The 16636-nt window shown below is 65.2% G+C and carries 12 protein-coding genes; 1 reads left to right on the top strand and 11 read right to left on the bottom strand.

The window, feature by feature from the left end; genetic code table 11:
* Window position 1: 1 nt before the first annotated feature.
* The 3 genes from CAP2UW1_RS10830 to CAP2UW1_RS10815 all read right to left on the bottom strand — a co-directional run bounded on the left by CAP2UW1_RS10830 (window position 2) and on the right by CAP2UW1_RS10815 (window position 2179).
* The gene (locus tag CAP2UW1_RS10830) at window positions 2-508 is read right to left on the bottom strand and encodes a universal stress protein (RefSeq protein ID WP_015766666.1); all 507 of its coding nucleotides are present in this window, start codon (window positions 506-508) and stop codon (window positions 2-4) included.
* Complete coding sequence (locus CAP2UW1_RS10825) at window positions 505-1488, bottom strand: TerC family protein (RefSeq protein WP_015766665.1); 984 nt, start codon at window positions 1486-1488, stop codon at window positions 505-507. Before CAP2UW1_RS10825 ends, CAP2UW1_RS10830 begins: the two co-directional genes overlap by 4 nt.
* Window positions 1489-1822: 334 nt before the next feature.
* Entirely contained in the window at window positions 1823-2179 is a 357-nt protein-coding gene (locus CAP2UW1_RS10815; protein ID WP_015766663.1) for an HPF/RaiA family ribosome-associated protein, read from the bottom strand.
* Between the two features lie 115 nt (window positions 2180-2294).
* Between CAP2UW1_RS10815 and nhaR the strand changes: the two genes are divergently transcribed.
* Window positions 2295-3206, top strand: a complete 912-nt coding sequence (nhaR, locus tag CAP2UW1_RS10810; protein WP_015766662.1) for a transcriptional activator NhaR — start codon at window positions 2295-2297, stop codon at window positions 3204-3206.
* Between the two features lie 135 nt (window positions 3207-3341).
* Here the strand turns inward: nhaR and CAP2UW1_RS10805 are convergent, their stop codons facing one another.
* The 8 genes from CAP2UW1_RS10805 to CAP2UW1_RS10770 all read right to left on the bottom strand — a co-directional run bounded on the left by CAP2UW1_RS10805 (window position 3342) and on the right by CAP2UW1_RS10770 (window position 16494).
* Window positions 3342-4700, bottom strand: coding sequence for a DUF6880 family protein (locus CAP2UW1_RS10805; protein WP_015766661.1), 1359 nt, complete (start codon window positions 4698-4700; stop codon window positions 3342-3344).
* 111 nt (window positions 4701-4811) lie between these two features.
* On the bottom strand, window positions 4812-7823 hold the full coding sequence (locus CAP2UW1_RS23725; RefSeq protein ID WP_015766660.1) for a putative bifunctional diguanylate cyclase/phosphodiesterase: 3012 nt from the start codon (window positions 7821-7823) through the stop codon (window positions 4812-4814).
* Between the two features lie 41 nt (window positions 7824-7864).
* Window positions 7865-9424, bottom strand: a complete 1560-nt coding sequence (locus tag CAP2UW1_RS10795; RefSeq protein ID WP_015766659.1) for a B12-binding domain-containing radical SAM protein — start codon at window positions 9422-9424, stop codon at window positions 7865-7867.
* Window positions 9425-9445: 21 nt separating this feature from the next.
* Complete coding sequence (locus CAP2UW1_RS10790; RefSeq protein WP_015766658.1) at window positions 9446-10747, bottom strand: patatin-like phospholipase family protein; 1302 nt, start codon at window positions 10745-10747, stop codon at window positions 9446-9448.
* A 250-nt stretch (window positions 10748-10997) separates the two neighbouring features.
* On the bottom strand, window positions 10998-12068 hold the full coding sequence (locus tag CAP2UW1_RS10785; protein ID WP_015766657.1) for an alanine racemase: 1071 nt from the start codon (window positions 12066-12068) through the stop codon (window positions 10998-11000).
* 24 nt (window positions 12069-12092) lie between these two features.
* Entirely contained in the window at window positions 12093-14525 is a 2433-nt protein-coding gene (locus CAP2UW1_RS10780; RefSeq protein ID WP_199931626.1) for an MFS transporter, read from the bottom strand.
* Window positions 14495-15298: a class I SAM-dependent DNA methyltransferase gene (locus CAP2UW1_RS23720; RefSeq protein WP_015766655.1), complete on the bottom strand. Its 804-nt coding sequence runs from the start codon at window positions 15296-15298 to the stop codon at window positions 14495-14497. The genes CAP2UW1_RS10780 and CAP2UW1_RS23720 overlap by 31 nt, the downstream gene beginning before the upstream one ends.
* Window positions 15299-15345: 47 nt before the next feature.
* Window positions 15346-16494 (bottom strand): ABC transporter substrate-binding protein, encoded by a 1149-nt coding sequence (locus tag CAP2UW1_RS10770; RefSeq protein ID WP_015766654.1) that lies wholly within the window; start codon window positions 16492-16494, stop codon window positions 15346-15348.
* Between the last annotated feature and the right edge of the window lie 142 nt (window positions 16495-16636).

The raw sequence follows: 16636 nt of genomic DNA, 5'->3' as shown, positions 1-16636 counted from the left end.
TTCATGGCACTACCGCCAAGGCTGGACCACCCTGGTGCATGAGTTTGCTGGTTACGGACCCGAGCAGCAGGCTTTCCGTGACACCGAGACCGCGACTGCCGATGACGATGCGGCTGCACTGAAGCTGTCCGGCCAGGTGCAGGATTCCCTCGGCAACGTCACCCATCACGACATGTAGCCGCCACGGATGTCCTTTCGCGTCGAGCAGCGCGCGCGCCCGTTCGGTGGCCAGCCAGGCGCGGTGCGCCAGTTTCGCCTCTGCGGCTTCCCTGGAAAGCCACGGCTGCACATGCACGAGATGCAGAGCGCAGGCGTTAATGGTTTGGGCCTGCTGCGCGGCATGGGCGACGGCGCGCAGGGCGCTGTCCGAGCCGTCGACCGCGACCAGCCAGGGATTCGTTTCCGGCGTCGCCGGCGGCGGCACGCTGTCGAAGGCGAGGCCGACCAGGCGGCCGTCGTTGTCGCGCTCGGAAGTGATGGGGACGGGAAGATCGGGCAATTGGCTCATGCGTCTTCTCCAGCGGCGGCAGCATGGGGTTTCGACAGGGCAAGACTGGCCACGACCGATACGGCGATGATGCTGCCGACGATGGACAGCGACCACTGGATCGGCATGTGGAACCAGGGCGTGGCGAGCATCTTGCCGCCGATGAAGACCAGCACGATGGCCAGACCGTACTTGAGCAGACGGAATCGATCCGCCATGTCGGCCAGCAGGAAGTACAGCGCGCGCAGACCCATGATGGCGAAGATGTTCGAGGTGAACACGATGAACGGGTCCGTCGTCACGGCAAAGATGGCCGGGATGCTGTCCACCGCGAACACCACGTCGCTGGCCTCGATCAGCACCAGGACCAGGAACATCGGGGTCGCCCACAGGATGCCGTTCTGGCGCACGAAGAAGGACTCGCCGTGGAAGTTCGGCGTGATGCGCAGGTGCCCGCGCAACCAGCGCAAGAGCGGGTTGCGCTCGAGGTCGGGCTCGGCTTCGGCAAAGATCAACATCTTGATGCCGGTGACGACCAGGAAGGCGCCGAAGACATAGAGGATCCAGGCGAACTGCGTCACCAGCCAGACGCCGGCGAGGATCATTCCCGCGCGCATGACGATGGCCCCGAGCACGCCGTAGAGCAGTACGCGGCGCTGCAACTCGGGCGGCACGGCGAAGTAGCCGAAGATCATGACGAAGACGAACATGTTGTCGACCGACAGCGACTGTTCGATCAGGTAGCCGGCGAGGAATTCCAGCGTCTTCTTGTGCGCCACCTCGGCGCCCAGCGTGCCGTTGAGGTACCACCAGAGCAGGCCGGCGAAGGCAAGCGCCAGACAGACCCAGGCGATCACCCAGGCCAGAGCCTCCTTGACGGAGACCTTGTGCGACTTGTGGCCGCCGAAGACGAACAGATCCAGCGCCAGCATGGCAATGACGAAGGCGATGAAGCCGGCCCACATCGGGCCGGTGGCGAAACTGTCGATGCTGGCGGTCATGCCGGACCTCCTTGTTGGCCGCGGAGCATGGCCATGTCCCGGCCAGCAGCAAGCGTCGCGGCCGTCTGTTGAAACCGCAGCAGAGACTGTGTCTGCATCTGCATCTGGGTCTGCGTCTGCGTCTTTCTGGCGGGGCCGAGCCGACTCGCGAAGGCGTCGCACAACGCGTTGGTGCTCATCGTTCGCCCCTCGTGCAATACGCTTTGGCCGCCTGAGCCGGCGCACAGGGGCTGGCGAAGGAGGAGGCCAAGCCGCTGGCGGTGCCGCCGGTCTTGCCTGACGCCTTGGCAGCCGGTTTGTCGAGCAGAGCGCCGAGCAGTTTGCGACCGATCTCTCATTCCGCTTCGGCGATCAGCGGTTGCTTGCGGGAAAGCGACAGGGCGCTGAACTGGCGACTGCGCGACAGCCGCCGATCGAGCGTGCGTCCGGCTCGTTCCGCCACGCGATCGATGGCGGCGTAGAGATCGGCCTCGGTGTCCTCGATGGCGACTGTCAAGGCGCCCTTGAGTCGTATTTCGATAGCGCAGCGTTTGTCGACGCCACCGCGCGGACCATTGACATCGGACAGGCGCACGACGATCCGCGATACCCTGTCGAGCCCGTGATTGAGCGCAAAGGCAAGACGACGGGCGACATGCTCGCGCAGCCCCTCGGTCAGGGTGAAGTCTTGCGCATGGATTTGAATGTTCATGGAACCTCCTGGGGTTGGGTGCATCGGCAGGGCGAATTGTGGGCACCTTGACTGTTCGTGGCAAACAGATAATAGTTAGCGCAACCTTCGAGAAATACGAACAGTGAGTAGCCCCATGCTCAACTACAAGCACCTCCATTACTTTCTCGCCGTCGCCCGCTCGGGTGGCGTCATCCGCGCGGCGGAGCGTCTGCATCTGACGCCCCAGACGCTCTCCGGACAGATCGCCCAGTTCGAGGAACGACTCGGTGTGCCGTTGTTCCGCCGCGCCGGGCGTCGCCTCGAGCTGACCGAGGCCGGACGACTGGCGCAGTCCTATGCGGAGGAAATCTTTCAGACCGGTGCCGAGCTGGAGGAACTGCTGAGGAACGGCGGCGAGGAGCGCTTCATCACGTTTCGCGTTGGTATCGCCGACGTGGTGCCCAAGTTCATCGCCCATCGCCTCCTCGCGCCGGTGCTGGAGCTACCCGAGGCGGTGCGCCTGGTGTGCCAGGAGGATCGTCTCGACCGCCTGCTCGCCGATCTCGCCATCCACCGTCTGGACATGGTGCTCGCCGACCGGCCCATGCCGCCGGGAACGGATATCAAGGGTTACAGCCACCCGCTCGGGGAATCGGCGCTCGCCTTCATGGCGGCACCGGCGCTCGCCGCGCGGCTGATCGGTGAGTTCCCCGCTTGTCTGGACGGCGCGCGGCTGCTCCTGCCCGGCCGGGACAGTGCGCTCCATGGCGCCCTGCCGCGCTGGCTGGAGCGGCAGGGTCGGCACATGCGCATCGTCGGCGAATTCGACGACAGCGCCTTGATGAAAGCCTTCGGCGAAGCGGGTGCCGGGGTGTTTCCCGCGCCAGCGGCCAGCGTGCCGGACGTCATGGCCCACTACAAGGTCGTCAGCCTGGGCGAGACGGAAGACCTACGCGAGCGGTTCTTCCTGATTTCCGCAGAACGACGACTGACTCATCCCGCAGCGCGGGCGGTCAGCGAACATGCGCGGGCGGGGCTGTTCGCGCCAACACGAAGTGCTGCATAGCGGCGCGGGAAAGGCAATCCAAGGGCACCGACAGGCACATGTGAGGCCCGATCACGAGGCGTCAATCGCGAAGTCGACCCCGGAAGCGCCGGACAGGTCATCCGCATCCCGCCCCGCTCAGCCACCTGCTCCTCGTCACTGGCGGCCGCTCCACCGCGCCTTCGCCCGATCAAGGAAGCTCGGCTCGTCGCTCGCCGCGCTGCCGGCGACGAGGCGCTCGAAACCCCGCATGAGGCCTCCCTTGCGATGGTGGTCGGCGCGTACCTGGCGCACGGTTTCCTGCCACTCGGCGGCGAGCCCGGCGCACTCGAAGCAGCGCCTGGCGCTCGCGAAGTTCGCCAGCGCGGCGGCGTAGTACTTGCTCTTGCCGGCGTTGACGATGCGCATCGCCTGCGCGCGCCACAAGCGGGCCGCGACGTCGGCCTGGGTCGTTTCGAGCGCTCTGGCGATCGGCTCGGTGACGTAGTGGCTCAGATGTTCCAGGGCATCGTCGTCGGCCTGGCGCACGACATCGGCGAGCCGGCCGGTCTCGCCGCTGGTCAGGAGGAGATCCAGCAGGGAGTTCAGGTGCGCGCCGCGGGGCGCCTCCATCGCTGCGTCCATGGCCCGCGCGTGCCACGCGCCGCGTTCGGCCGCCGGCACGAACTGCAAGAGCTCGTCGTAGGTGTACCGGCTCGGGCGTTGGCGGTAGTCCGCCCAGGCGCCGTCGAGTGCCTCGTTGCGGCGACCCACCTTGGCGAGGAGTTGTCTCTTCAGCGTGGCGAGGTCGTGGCCCGCCATCGCGGCCTGCGGCACCTGCCCGGCGACGTCGATCCCGCGCTCCACCCAGGCCAGGGATTGTTCCGGCTGGCCCTTGGCGAGGAGCAGCGTGGCGATAGTGTGGCAATCCTGCGCGCCGAGACCGCTCTCTTCGGCGAGAGCGACGTAGGCGCCGACGTCCTGCGCGGCCACGTAGAGCGTGCGCAGAACAGCGCCCCAGCGGCGACGGAGATAGGCGGAGCGATCCCTCAAAGCACCCTCGTTCGTCGCCGGCGCACCGGCGGCGTCGAAGCGCGCGCGCACCAAGGCCACGAAGGCGGCGAGGTTGGCCTTGTCGAACACCCTCGCCGCCTCCGTTTCGAGCTGATGACAGAAGCCGTAGTCATCGTCGTCCATGCAGGCTAACAGGCGTGCGGCGGTGGCCGCGGGGTCGGCACCATCTGCCTGGCGCGCCGTGATCCACCCGCAATACAGGTCGAGGACGAACTGCCCGAAGCTGCCGCTGGAGTCATCGAGCTCCTCGACCTTCACATGGCACGCGGCCAGGAAAGCCTCGTACAAGGCGACGGCGCGCGGCGGATCGCTGTTGATGAGCTCGGCAATCCGGGCCGCGATATGCTCGAGGTGACCCACGAACGCGGAGCAGGCGGCGTCCGCGATGAAGGCGCCGGGCTGCAACGCGCGTTCGATCTGCTCTTCCATGGGGTCGGCCGTGGTGCGGCGATTTCGGGTCATTTTCCTTGCTCCTGCGCAGGCACCCTATCGGGGCCGCAGTTGGGGGAGATCGGCGGCTCGCTATCGCCTCCCGGCCGAGCCGCAGCTTCCGCTTGGGCTTTCGGGCCCGCCCTATTGGCGTGGCGGACGCCCGCCACTCCCTGGCGGCTGACCGGCGGGTGGGCGCCCGCCTCCTCCCGGCCCCTGGCCGGGAGGCCCGGATGGACCGCCCGGCGGCTGTAGCGCGACGCGGCCGCGACGCAAGATGGCTTCCATCTCATCCGGCGGCAGCGGGTAGCTGAACAGGTAACCTTGCAGTTTCGGGCATAGCGCACGCTGCAGGAAGGCGAGTTGTTCCCGCGTTTCGACACCTTCGGCAACGACCTCCAGATTGAGGCTGCGCGCCATGGAGATGATCGCGGTGGTGATGCCCGCATCGTCGGCGTCCTGCGGCAAACCGTGGACGAAACTCTGGTCGATCTTCAGCGTGCCGATCGGGAAGCGCTTGATGTAGGACAGCGACGAGTAGCCGGTGCCGAAATCGTCGATCGAGAAGTGCACCCCCATCGCGCGCAGGCGCGACAGTCCCTTGATTCGTTTGGCCTCCGGATCCATCAGGATGCTTTCGGTCAACTCGAGTTCGAGCCGGTCGGCGGCGATGCCGGTGGCGACGATGATCGCCGCAACAGTGTCGAGGAAACCCGCTGCGCCAAGCTGGCGTGCCGAGACGTTCACCGCTACCCGCGGTACCGGGACGCCACTTTGCTGCCACTGCCGCACCTGGCGGCAGGCGGCCGTGAGCACCCACTCGCCGATCGGCACGATCAGGCCGCTCTCCTCGGCAACCGGGATGAACCTTGCCGGCGAGACCAGCCCCTGCTGCGGATGTTGCCAGCGGATCAGTGCTTCGACACCAACGATGGTGCCATCGTCGGCACTCACCTGCGGTTGGTAGAAGAGGCGAAACTCGCCACGTTCGAGGCCCTTGCGGATATCGCCCTCGAGAGCCAGGCGTGCCGTCGTCCGGGTGGTCAGTGTCCGGTCATACAACTGCCAGTTGTTGCGCCCCTGCTCCTTCGCGTAATACATCGCCGTATCCGCGTGCTTGAGCAGTGTCGCGGCATCGGCGCCGTCGTCGGGGAAGAGTGCGATGCCGATGCTCGAGGTTACCGCGATCTCCTGCTCGCCGATCAGGGTGGGCCGTCCGAGCAGTTCCTGTATGCGCTGCGCGATCAGGCAGGCCGTCTCGACCGTGTCGACATCGGGCAAAACGACGGTGAACTCGTCGCCGCCGAGGCGCGCGAAGTGCAGGCTCGATTCGTCCAGGGCCGGCCGGGCGATGAAGGCACCGGCGCGCAGTTTCTCCTGCAGGCGGTCGGCGACAGTCTGCAGGAGGCAGTCGCCAGCGCTGTGGCCCAGCGTATCGTTGATCCGCTTGAAGCCGTCGAGATCGAGAAACAGCAGCGCCATCCGGTGGTTCGTCCGGCGTGCCCGCAGCAATTCGCGGTCGAGGCGTTCGAGGAAGCTCTGACGGTTCGGCAAGCCGGTCAGCGTGTCGAAGTAGGCCAGACGACGGATTTTCTCCTCGCTGTGCTTCTGCAGCGTGATGTCGCGTACCACGACTACCACCTTGTCGGGTCCGTGTGGCGCAATACGCGCCTCGTAGTGGTGCATGCTGCCCTCGACCGGCAGGTCGAGGAACACCGATTGCAGGTCGCCTTGGTGCAGCGCCCGCTCGATACCCTGGCGGATGGTGCCCGCCGTTGCGCTCGGCAGAACCGCCGAGACGTCCTTGCCGAGCAGTTCGTCGCCGGTAACGAAGAAGCGCGTGGCGTAAGGCTGCTTGTAGTCGAGGCAGATCCCTTGCCGATCGATGACCAGGATCAGGTCCGGCATCGCCCACATGATCGCCGCCTGCTTTCCTTCGAGCTCGTGCAGTTCCCGGTGCTCGCTGCGCAGCCGGATGATCAGCGCTGCAAGCCAGAAGGCTGCCTGGCAGAGGCTGCCGAGCGGAAAGGCGAAGGCGGCGAGTCGGCCGACCTCGAGACCGCTACCGACTACCGAAAAGGCCTGCACGCCCCCGCCGACCATGGTCGCGCCGAGCCCCAGCGTGAACAACCGGAGCGAAGCATCGCCGCTGAACACGCCCCTGACGAGCAGGACCATGGTGGCCACGGCGAGGACGGAGAGAACGGCTGCGCCGGCACGGTAACCGGTGGCATGCCATGCCGAACCGAGGAAGCAGAGCGCGCTGAGCACGACGAAGCCGCCAATCGCCGCGCGCACCCTGCCGCGCAGTTGCAGGAACTCGAGCACCGCACAGCCGATTCCGAGAACCACGCCGGCTACCGAAACGGCCTGCAGGATGGGGAAGTATTCCGGGCCAGGCCAGAACGGCACAAAGGCGGAGCCGATGCCGAAGTTCTGCACCAGCCAGACCTGCAACGCGACGCAGTAGAAGGCGTAGGCCAGGGCAACGCGGCTGCCTGCGTAGGCATCGAAACCGAGGGCGACGACAATCATCATCAGCAGGATGCCGCTGGCAGCCCCCAGGGCCACCCACAACACGGCATTGTCGCGCACGAAACTGGTCTCGTCGGCGAGCATGATCCACGGCCGAATCGCCTTGTAGTCCTGGACGATCGCCGTGATCGTCGCGTCTCTGGCCAACGCCGGCAGCCGGGCATAGGGAAACGGACTGACGATATCACGCTTGGCGAAGGGCAAGCCGCGACCGGAAATGGAAAACCAGGGACAACCATTGACGTCGGTGGCGAAGACGATGAAGAACTGGGCGATCGGCTCCTGCAGGTAGACGATCGGCGATCCCGCAGCGAATTGCTCGCGCTCGATCTTGATCTGGAAGGCGCGGGCTGGCTTGGTCAATGACAGGTCCGGCAGCTCGAGAGCATGACAACCGGCGCGCGGTTCCGACACCGTATCGCGGAGTTGGCTCAGCCAGCGGCTCGCCTCCGCCGAGCGACCGGGACCTTGCGGGGCGTCCCACAAAGGCGTCAGTCCCGCCGAGAAGGTACGCGTCTCCGGCCAGGCACCGGAAAGCGCAAGGGCCATCACCGCCAGGAGCAGCAGGCACTTGCCGAGCCACTTGCTGGTCAAGCGCGCCATCCCGTGGTTCGTCTGCATCCACGCTTCCTTTCTCCGGAGACGCCCGGAACCGGCGCTTGTCAGGGCACCGCCACCCCATTATAAGTGGGAATCGTTGCCACGCCGCCGCTCGGACGGAGCAGGCTGGCGGCGTCGTCGATCAGGTCGTCGTGCAGTTCGCCATCGGCATCGGTGACGCACAGCGGCTCGAAATGCCCGTGATAACGTTCGGGAATCCTGATCCGCGGACGGTAGAGCGACCCCAGCGCTTCGGAACCGCCGAGGTAGCTGCGGCAGCCCTCCCGACCCGGCCGAATACCGTCGCGCCCATTGCTGCCCAAACGCGGGTAGCTCATCGCCCAGGCATTCGCCAGGCCGCTCAGCAGCCCCCAGCCGGATAGGGTCGTCCGATAGCGGCGAAAGAACCGCCAGGCATGCATTGCCACTTTGCGTTTTGCCAACAGACCGCTATCCATCAGCGCGGCGAAGGCGATGGCCTTCTCGATGGGGTCGACGGGGCGACAGACGAGCGATCGGCCATCCATGTCGCGCAGCCTGAGGTTCGGCAGCAACAAGCCTTCACGCAGCCGCGTGCCGAACAGCGGCGTTCCCAGCATGGGAATGGCAAAGCCAAGGAAGCTCGGCAGGGTAATGCGCGGATTGGCGACGATGAAGTCGGTTTCCGCCAGCAACTCGTCGATCCTTTGCTCGACCAGGTCGAAGATCAGGCCGTAGTGGAAGACCAGGCCGGCCTCGAGACACGACTGGATGATTTCCTCCTGCGGCTGCAGCAGATTCTGTTTCTTGTTGAAGGCGGTGAGCTGCACGCGGCTGAATGACTCGACGCCGCTGAAAAAGCCGATACAGCCAGACTCACGTGCCCGCGCGAGATTGTCGGCACTCGCGAAAAAGTCGGCAGTGACCAGAGCCGCCCAGCCGCCGAACTTCCCTTGCTCGAACAACTCCTTGAGAAGCGCCATGCGCGCCGCGAAATAGGAGCGCGGCCCGCCGAAGAAGTTCTGGTCGAGGAACATGACACATTGCCGGTAGCCAAGGGCGTCGATCTGCCGGCGTATGTCGTCCAAGTCGTAGGCCATGAACGCGCGGTCTTCGGCCGTCATGGCGCAAAAGCTGCAGCGGAAGTTGCAGTTGCGGGAGGATTCCACGTAGCCGATGATGCGGCTCGCCGGCAACAGGTCATGGCGCGGCATGGGCACCTCGGCAGCGTGCCCGGGGCCAAAGACGGCATCGACCAGCGAGACCATCTGCTCGGCATCGTCACCGCAGACGTAATCGAAATAGCGGCGGCTGAGATTCGGCAGCATGCGCGCCAGCGGGCCGCCCATGGCGACGACAATTCCCGGATTGACCGCCCTGGCATGCGCCGTGACCTGCTTCATGCGGTCGAACGACGGGTTCAGGCCGCTGAGCACCAGCAGGTCTGCCCATTGCAGCGCGCGCAGATCCTCGAAGGGGCCGTTGCGGAACTCGCAGGCGAGCCGGATCTCGACGCGCGCGGGGTCCAGCATTCCGGCCAGTACGGCCGGCACAATCGACTGTGGCACGATCCAGGGGTTGCCGCGCGCGCCGCGGTGGTTGTCGGAATAGCAGTTGAGGATCAGGATTCGCGGCTTGGCCATGGCGGGCTCAGTGCGCTGCCATCAGGCCGACAGCGCGATCCAGGCGGCCTTGGCATCGCTATACCAGCGATGGCCAATTTCGCACAATTGATCCGTGTTCGCCAAGGGCGCTTGCGCAGGTGGCGACGCCCAGACACCGCAACCCCGTACAGGCTGATTGTGCCAGGCATCCCCCAACCAGCCGTCGCCTAGCCGCTTGATCAGGTCCACGTCGTCTTGCGCGCTCGCCGAGATATCCATCTCCGCGATACGGCGGAACTCGTCGACGCTCCAGCCCGCTGGAGCACTCCACTGCCCCGTCGTCCGCTCGACAACCGGCTGGATCACCGGATTCATGCGCACGACGGCCGTTTCCGTGTACGGGCAGCAGGACACGTCGCGCGGCAAGCCACCATCGAGCATGAGGTGGGCGATGAATGTGTGGGCATCCGGAGGATCCGCAATGATGGCCTTGCCGACCTTGACGAGCTCCGGCAGGAAGCCGGTCCTGGCGCGTGACCGGCACAGTCCATCCGGGATCCCTGCCGTTCCGCGTTCGGGTAGAAAGACCGTGCTGGTGCCCAGCGACAGCACGCGGATGTCGCGACGCGGCACGCCCAGGGCGATGGCCTCGACCACACCCGCCAGCACCGGATTGTTGTAGCCCGTCATCGCACCGTCCCAAAAACGGCAACCGTCGAGTTCTGCGGGCTTGTCGAACCAGTTGATCGGTGCAGTACTTGACGCATGCGCCGCCTCCGCCAGGGTAGCCCGCTGCTGCCGATGCGGGAAACTGGCTGCCGGACTCGCGACATTGCTGCGCATCATCCGCGCCCGATCACGGTCGAAATCGTAGGTAACGAACAGAAAGGACATCGCCCTGCCGGGCTCGTCTCTCTGCGCCCGGACACGAGCGATGCTGTCGTTGACCATCGTGTGCAGGTTCTGCAGCGACACGGTGCCCATCCGGGGCAGTATGCGATGCAGGAACTCAAGCTTGCCGTCGGTGGAAAACCGCTGGCCAACCCGGTTCGACGCCGACATGGTGCCGGTCAGCAACTGCAATAGACTCCGGTACCAGTGCAGGCGCCCAAAAAGTGCGTAGCGATTGACCGGGTCGTCGAACAGGTCAAAGATTTCGCGTGGAGAATAACCCTCGATCAACGCGGCAGCGACTATCGCCCCACCCGAGCACGCCGACACCAGGTCGAAATGGCTGAGAACCTGATGTCCATCCTCGCCGGGAAAGAGATCATCAAGCGCCTTCGCCTGAATCAACGCAAAGGTACCACCACCGTCGAGCGACAGGATCCGGAAGGGCTTTCTGCCGGGTCTGGCTTCCATCGGCACGGCTTCCAAAAAACACTGAGCTTCCTTTGTCTTGCGCTATCAAGCAACTAATATTATGCGACATCTTGCCCATCTGTGCGGTCTCGCGACGGGGGAACGTCGTCCGGTCGACGACATCGAGGTCGATCGGCGAACTGCCGGACGGCAATCGACTGTTGCCGTCCGGCATCCATCCTGCCCATCGACTCGTTCATGCGGCCCCCGCCGCCGCCCGTGAGCAGGCCCGCGACCGCGCGGCCCGACACTACGACGCCGCCGGCAAGATCGTCTTCTGCGTATGCACCGAAGCCATCGCCCGGGCCATCGCACTGTAGGCCATTCGGAAGACGAGATGGCTGCCGACGCGAAGACGTTCGCGAGACTCGGTGACGTCGCAGATGGTGTAGTTGGAGGTGGCGCCGAGGATGCGCACGCCCGCGCTGCGCGGGGTCAGTGCATAGACATCGACGTCGGTCATGCCGAAATCGAGGAGCGCCCGCTTGCGCTCGCCGAGATCGACGAAGGTGACTGTTCTGCCGAAGGCATCGGTGCCGGTGGGCGCCTGCGGCAGCGACGGCTTGCGCGCCAGTTCGAGGATTTCGCCGCGCAGCAGAAAGGCGTCCTGATACAGGGCCGGCAGGGCTTTGCCGGTCGGCGGCTGGTCGCCCACCAGAAAGGCGGCGCCGATGCGCAGTTGGTTGATCTCCGGCGGCATGCCGCCGGCGGCGGCGAGTTCGAGGAGCATCGTGCCGCTACCCGCCGAAAGCGTCCGGAAGCGGTGCGCCGTGGCCGCGGTCACCGTCGCCGCCACCTGGACCAGCCGTTGCAGGTCGCGCGCACCGGCGAGATAGCCGCCGTAGCAGCCGACCGAAGTCCCCAGGCCGACCAGGTCGACGCCGGGAAGCGCCAGTATCCGCGTGACGACGCCGGCGACGGCGTCGGGCAGCACGCCCTCGCGCAAATTGCCGACATCGACCATCAGGATCAGGCGTGGCCGGCGACCGGCGCGGCGGGCCGCGCGCGCCAACGCGGCGGCGTTATCCACACTCGACACGAGCAGGGTGTCGGCACAGGCCAGCGCCGCGTCGAGCTGGTGGCCGGACGGAGGTTGAATCATCAGCAGTTCGCCGGCAAAGCCGTCGCGGATGCGGCGTAGATTGTCGGCGTAGACTTCGCCGAGGACGGCAGCGCCGCGGCTGGCCAGCAGGTCCACGACCGCCGGGTGGGAATGGCAACCCTTGGTCACCCAGACGGCCTGCACGCCGGCATGGCGGCAGATCTCCTGAATGACGGCGACGTTGTGGTCCAGTTTGGCGAGATCGATCAGCACCTCCATTCTGCGGCTCCGGCGGTCGGGCGCTCAGGTGCGGGCCGACGGCCCGCGGACCAGGCAGAGCACGAACAACAGCAGGTTGCACGCCAGATAGACGAGGCCGATGGTGCCGATGGCGGCGGTGACGCTGAAGACCACCAACAGGCTGCCGACGAGTAGCGGGCCGAGGATGTTGCCGACCCGCTCGAGCGAGCTGAAGATCCCGAGCGTGCGACTGATGCCGACGCGTCTGGCAGCGGCCGATTCGCTGACCAGCGTCAACCGCGCGCCATAGCTCAGAGCCCCCGAAATGCTGAAGAGAACCAGGATGCCGACGAAGGCCAGCGGCGAGTGGATGAAGTGAAACATCAGCAGCGCGCTGCCGCCGAGGACGCCACCGACCAGCACCGGGATACGCTTGTCGCCGACTGTGTCGACCCACTTGTTGATCAGCGGCGCCAGATAGATCATGCACAAGCCGTAAGGCATCATCAGACGGGCAATGTTCGACTGGCTGATCCCCGCCTCGCTGAGGAACAGCGGACTGGCGAAATAGAGAAAACCGGCCAGGCAAAGCGCCGCAGGGATGGCGCTGAGCAGCAGACTGGCAAGGAACTCGCGATCACCGAGGAGCGAGAACAGGCTCGCCTCGGTCGCGCCGGCGGCAACGACCGGGGCGCCGTCGGGCAGCGGCTGGCGGCGGCCGACGCTGCGCAGAAAGACGCAAGCGAACGCCAGCGCTATCAGCATGAGCAGGGCGCCGACGACAAAAACGGCCCGCAAGCCGATCTTTTCCGCCAGCATGCCGCCGATCGCCGTGCTCGAGATGAAGCCGGCGTAATAGCCGGCCTCCAGCCCGGTAATCGCGCTCGCACGGTTGCCGGCGGCGGACAGGCTGACGAGCACCGTCTGGGTTGACATGACTGCCAGACCGTAACCCAGGCCGACCAGCGCCCGGCAACCGGCGAGTTGCCAGCTCGTTTGTGCCAGGCTGCACAGGCCGACGCCGATACCGGTCAGCAGAACGCCGCAGACGAAGGACGCGAACCAGTCGCCGCGCTCGAGCCAGTGGCCGCCGAGCGCCAGTCCGAGCGCCACGAGGAGCATCTCGACAGATAGCGGCAGCGCCATGCTCAACTCGCGCGGCAGCCCCGGCAGCGGCGCCAGTTGGCTGGCGTACAAGGGCAGGAACGAGAGCGACAGCGCCATTGCAAAGGCGTACAGGAAGGCGCCGGTACGCACCGGCGCCGGCGCGGTGTCCGGTGCTGCACGGAGAACGGCGGCGGTGTCGAGGGCCACCAGGAAGAACACGAACTCGAAGCCGATCAGCAGCGAGACCAGCGCCACAGTCGCCAGGTCCAGGGCAAGGTCGAGACGGACCTTGTCGATCGCGGCCTTATCGATATCCAGGTGAATCGCGCCCACCGGTTTCCCTTCGCGCGCCAACGGCAGGTCGATCCGATAGCGCGGGTTCGCGCCAGCCCGTTCGCCACCGCCGGCCACGGTCTTCGTCGCGGAGGATTCCAGTCGATACAGGGGTCGCTTGTCGACGTCGACGATCGTTATCGCCGCCAACTCCGGGGTGTTGCCGAGGATGTCGTTGAGAAGCGTCTCGACCCTTACCAGCTTGTTGATCGGCACGCCGAGGTCGAGGATGCGATCGATATCTACCCGCAACAACTCGCCGAACTTCACCGACTCCTGCCGGACATCGTCGATATAGCAGTCTTCGAAATCGCTGATCGCGTGGTACGAGAAGGCGACTTGCGAGCCCAGGAAGACCACCGCGGTGACGCCCAGGATCCGGCTCCTCAGCGCCTGTCCGTGCCGCCGACGGGCCAGCCAGAAGATGGCGGGAAGCAGCAAGCCGATGGCGAGGATTCCACTCAGCAGGCAGGTCGTCGCCAACTGAACACGCGCTGCGGCGACTTTCGCGCCCACCAGCGCCTTCGGCAGGTCGAGCCCGAGAAAGCCTTGCAGTTCGCCCGTCGCGCTGTCCTCGGCGGCGCTGACGATGGGAAACGTGAGGGAGTAGAACTCGGCGCGGTGCGTCACGACCACTGTCCCGGTAGCGGCCGTTGGCCAGCGGTCGGCGTCTGGCGTCTCTGTCATCGGCGCGCCGAGACTGAGCAGCAGTTCCCTCTCGGGGGAATAGACGGCCAGCTTCGTGATCTCCGGATTCTCGCCCTGTATCGCCGCCAGCAGGCGGTCCAGGCCTGAAAAACGGTCGAGACTCTTGCCGAAGGTCAACGAGCGCCTGATTTTCTCGACATGATAATCGCCGATGACCGTGTAGCTCGACAACAGGGACCGCGAATAAACCCGCTCCAGCGTCAGTATCGACAGCGCCGCATTCAGCAGAAGTGCCGACAGCAGGGTGCCGGCGATGAACAGCGCAATCCGGCGAACGCAGCCGCCACTGCCGATCATAACCTGCGACGGCGGCTCGCTCATCCGCTCGTCGAGCGCTGCTTCAGACACACATAATGATCGAACGGCAGCACCTGCCCGGCAAGCTCCCTGATCAGCCGCACCTCGGCAAAGCCGGCCGCGCGCAACAGACGAATGAAGTCCTCGCTATAGACGGCCCGGTAGACCATGGGCCGCGAGCGTACACTCCAGCCCACGTCGTCTTCCTGCACGAAAAGCACCTCGAAAGTCACAAACTCGCCGTGATAATCCCAAAGATCGAAAACCAGCAGCCGCCTGCCATCCACCTCATGAATCTGCCGCAGGTTGAAGCGCTTCCTCTCGGCGAATATCTGCCGATAATCACGGATGCTGAGGATGGCTATCCCCGGCCAGGCCAGCCGGGCGAAGATCTGTCGCACCGCTGCCCCGAGCTCGACCTCGGAAAGGAGCGCCGGCAGGGAGTTGTCGCAACTGATCACGGCATCGAAAGTCTCCGACACGACTTCATCCAGCTTGCGAACATCAGCGGCCAAAAAATTGATTTGCATAGCCAACCTGGCCGCCTCACGCTCCGCGCGTGCCAGCGACTTGCGGCTGATATCGGTGCCGGTCAGCCGATAGCCGAGCCTCGCCAGGCCCAGGCACTGGGTGCCGATGCCGCAGGTGCAGTCGAGTATGCTGCCTACCTCCCGCGCTGCATGCTCCCGCAACAGGTCGTCGAGCAGCTTTCCCTGCGCCGCCAGATAGCCGTCCCAATCGTCGAGGAGCAGCGCATAATCAGGCGCCAGTTGGTCGAACAGTTCTTCCTGGCGGACGCTGGAAATGTCGATGAGTCGACTCACGATTTTCCTCCTCTGCCGGCAGGCGGCTCGATCGACAATCGGCCGGACTAGTCCTTGATGATCTCGTCGGCAGCCTCGAGGATATCGACGGGCGGGTCGAAGCCGATTTTTCTCGCGGTGTTCAGATTGATGGCGATATTGGCGGGATCCTCGAACAATAGGGGCAGATCCCTGGGTTTGGCACCGTTCAGAATCTGCGCGATCTTGCGGGCCTGGTATTCCGCTTCATGCCGGTAGCCGGCCGTAGCGATACTCAGCAGGACACCTTTCTTCACTTCGGCCGAGCCGGTTTGCGAAAACACGGGGATTTTCTTCTGGTTGAAAATCTCGATCAATTGCGGCAGGGTTTGGTCATTCAGTCCCAACTGCTGAGTCAGGTAGAAGGCATCGACGCGCGCAGCGAGTTCACGCGCACTCCGGATCAGCCATTTTTCCGCCTCGCCGCGGGATTTGAAATACCCGGGATGCTCGGCTTTGACGACCGTGAAACCCTTCTTTCGGGCGACAACGTCAATGTCCTCGATCGCCGCATAGCTCCTGCCTTCCACCGTTCCCTCGAAGGCAACCCCAAGCTTCCGGAAGCCGACGACATCGTGAAACAGGCGGACCTGCCTTTGATAGCGGCGTGGATCGACCCTCGCGGTGAGGCTGTCCCTGCCCGTATCCTGGTTGCTGTCGACGATGCGCGAGCGCAGGGGGTCCGATACGTCGACGACGACAACGGGAACCCGGTCGAACTCCTTGGGCATCTCCTTCATGTCGCTGCCGGCCCAGGTGCCAAAAGCAAGAATCATGTCGATGTCGGTTCGCTTGAGGATCTTCTGCTGGTTGGCGGCGCGACTCCTGTCCTGCCACCCCGAATCGAAGAAGGCATCGGGCGGAAACTCCAGGTAATCGCTCCACTCCTTGTGCGCGGCCAGATAGGCGAAAAGGTCCTGGGCGGTGCGCGTCGCCTCCGGCGGAATCGTGATCTGCCTGGCCCAGCCGTTGCGAGCAAGTGCATGGACCAGCGCCGCAAGAACCTCGTCGTACTCGAAGAACGGGCCACCTTGCAGGTAGGCGACGCGAAACTTGCCATGATTGTCCTTCAGCCGTGGGGCAGTCGGATAATCCTTGGCGAATGCGGTCGCCGACAGCCAGCACAGGATCAGGACGATCCACAGTTGCCGCCCGAATCTAACGAGTCTTCTGCTCATCACCACGCGATCCCCTAACAGACCACCCCGGCCGATCTGGCGATGGCACGGGAGATCGTCCAGCCACCGCTGCCTGGCCGCGATGGCCACCTGAGGCGTGTCCGATCCAGCGATTATAGTCGTTAAAGCAAGGCTGCAGTCT

The organism is Candidatus Accumulibacter phosphatis, from assembly GCF_000024165.1.
Lineage (GTDB): Bacteria > Pseudomonadota > Gammaproteobacteria > Burkholderiales > Rhodocyclaceae > Accumulibacter > Accumulibacter phosphatis.
This window is presented reverse-complemented; position numbering and strand designations above follow the sequence as displayed.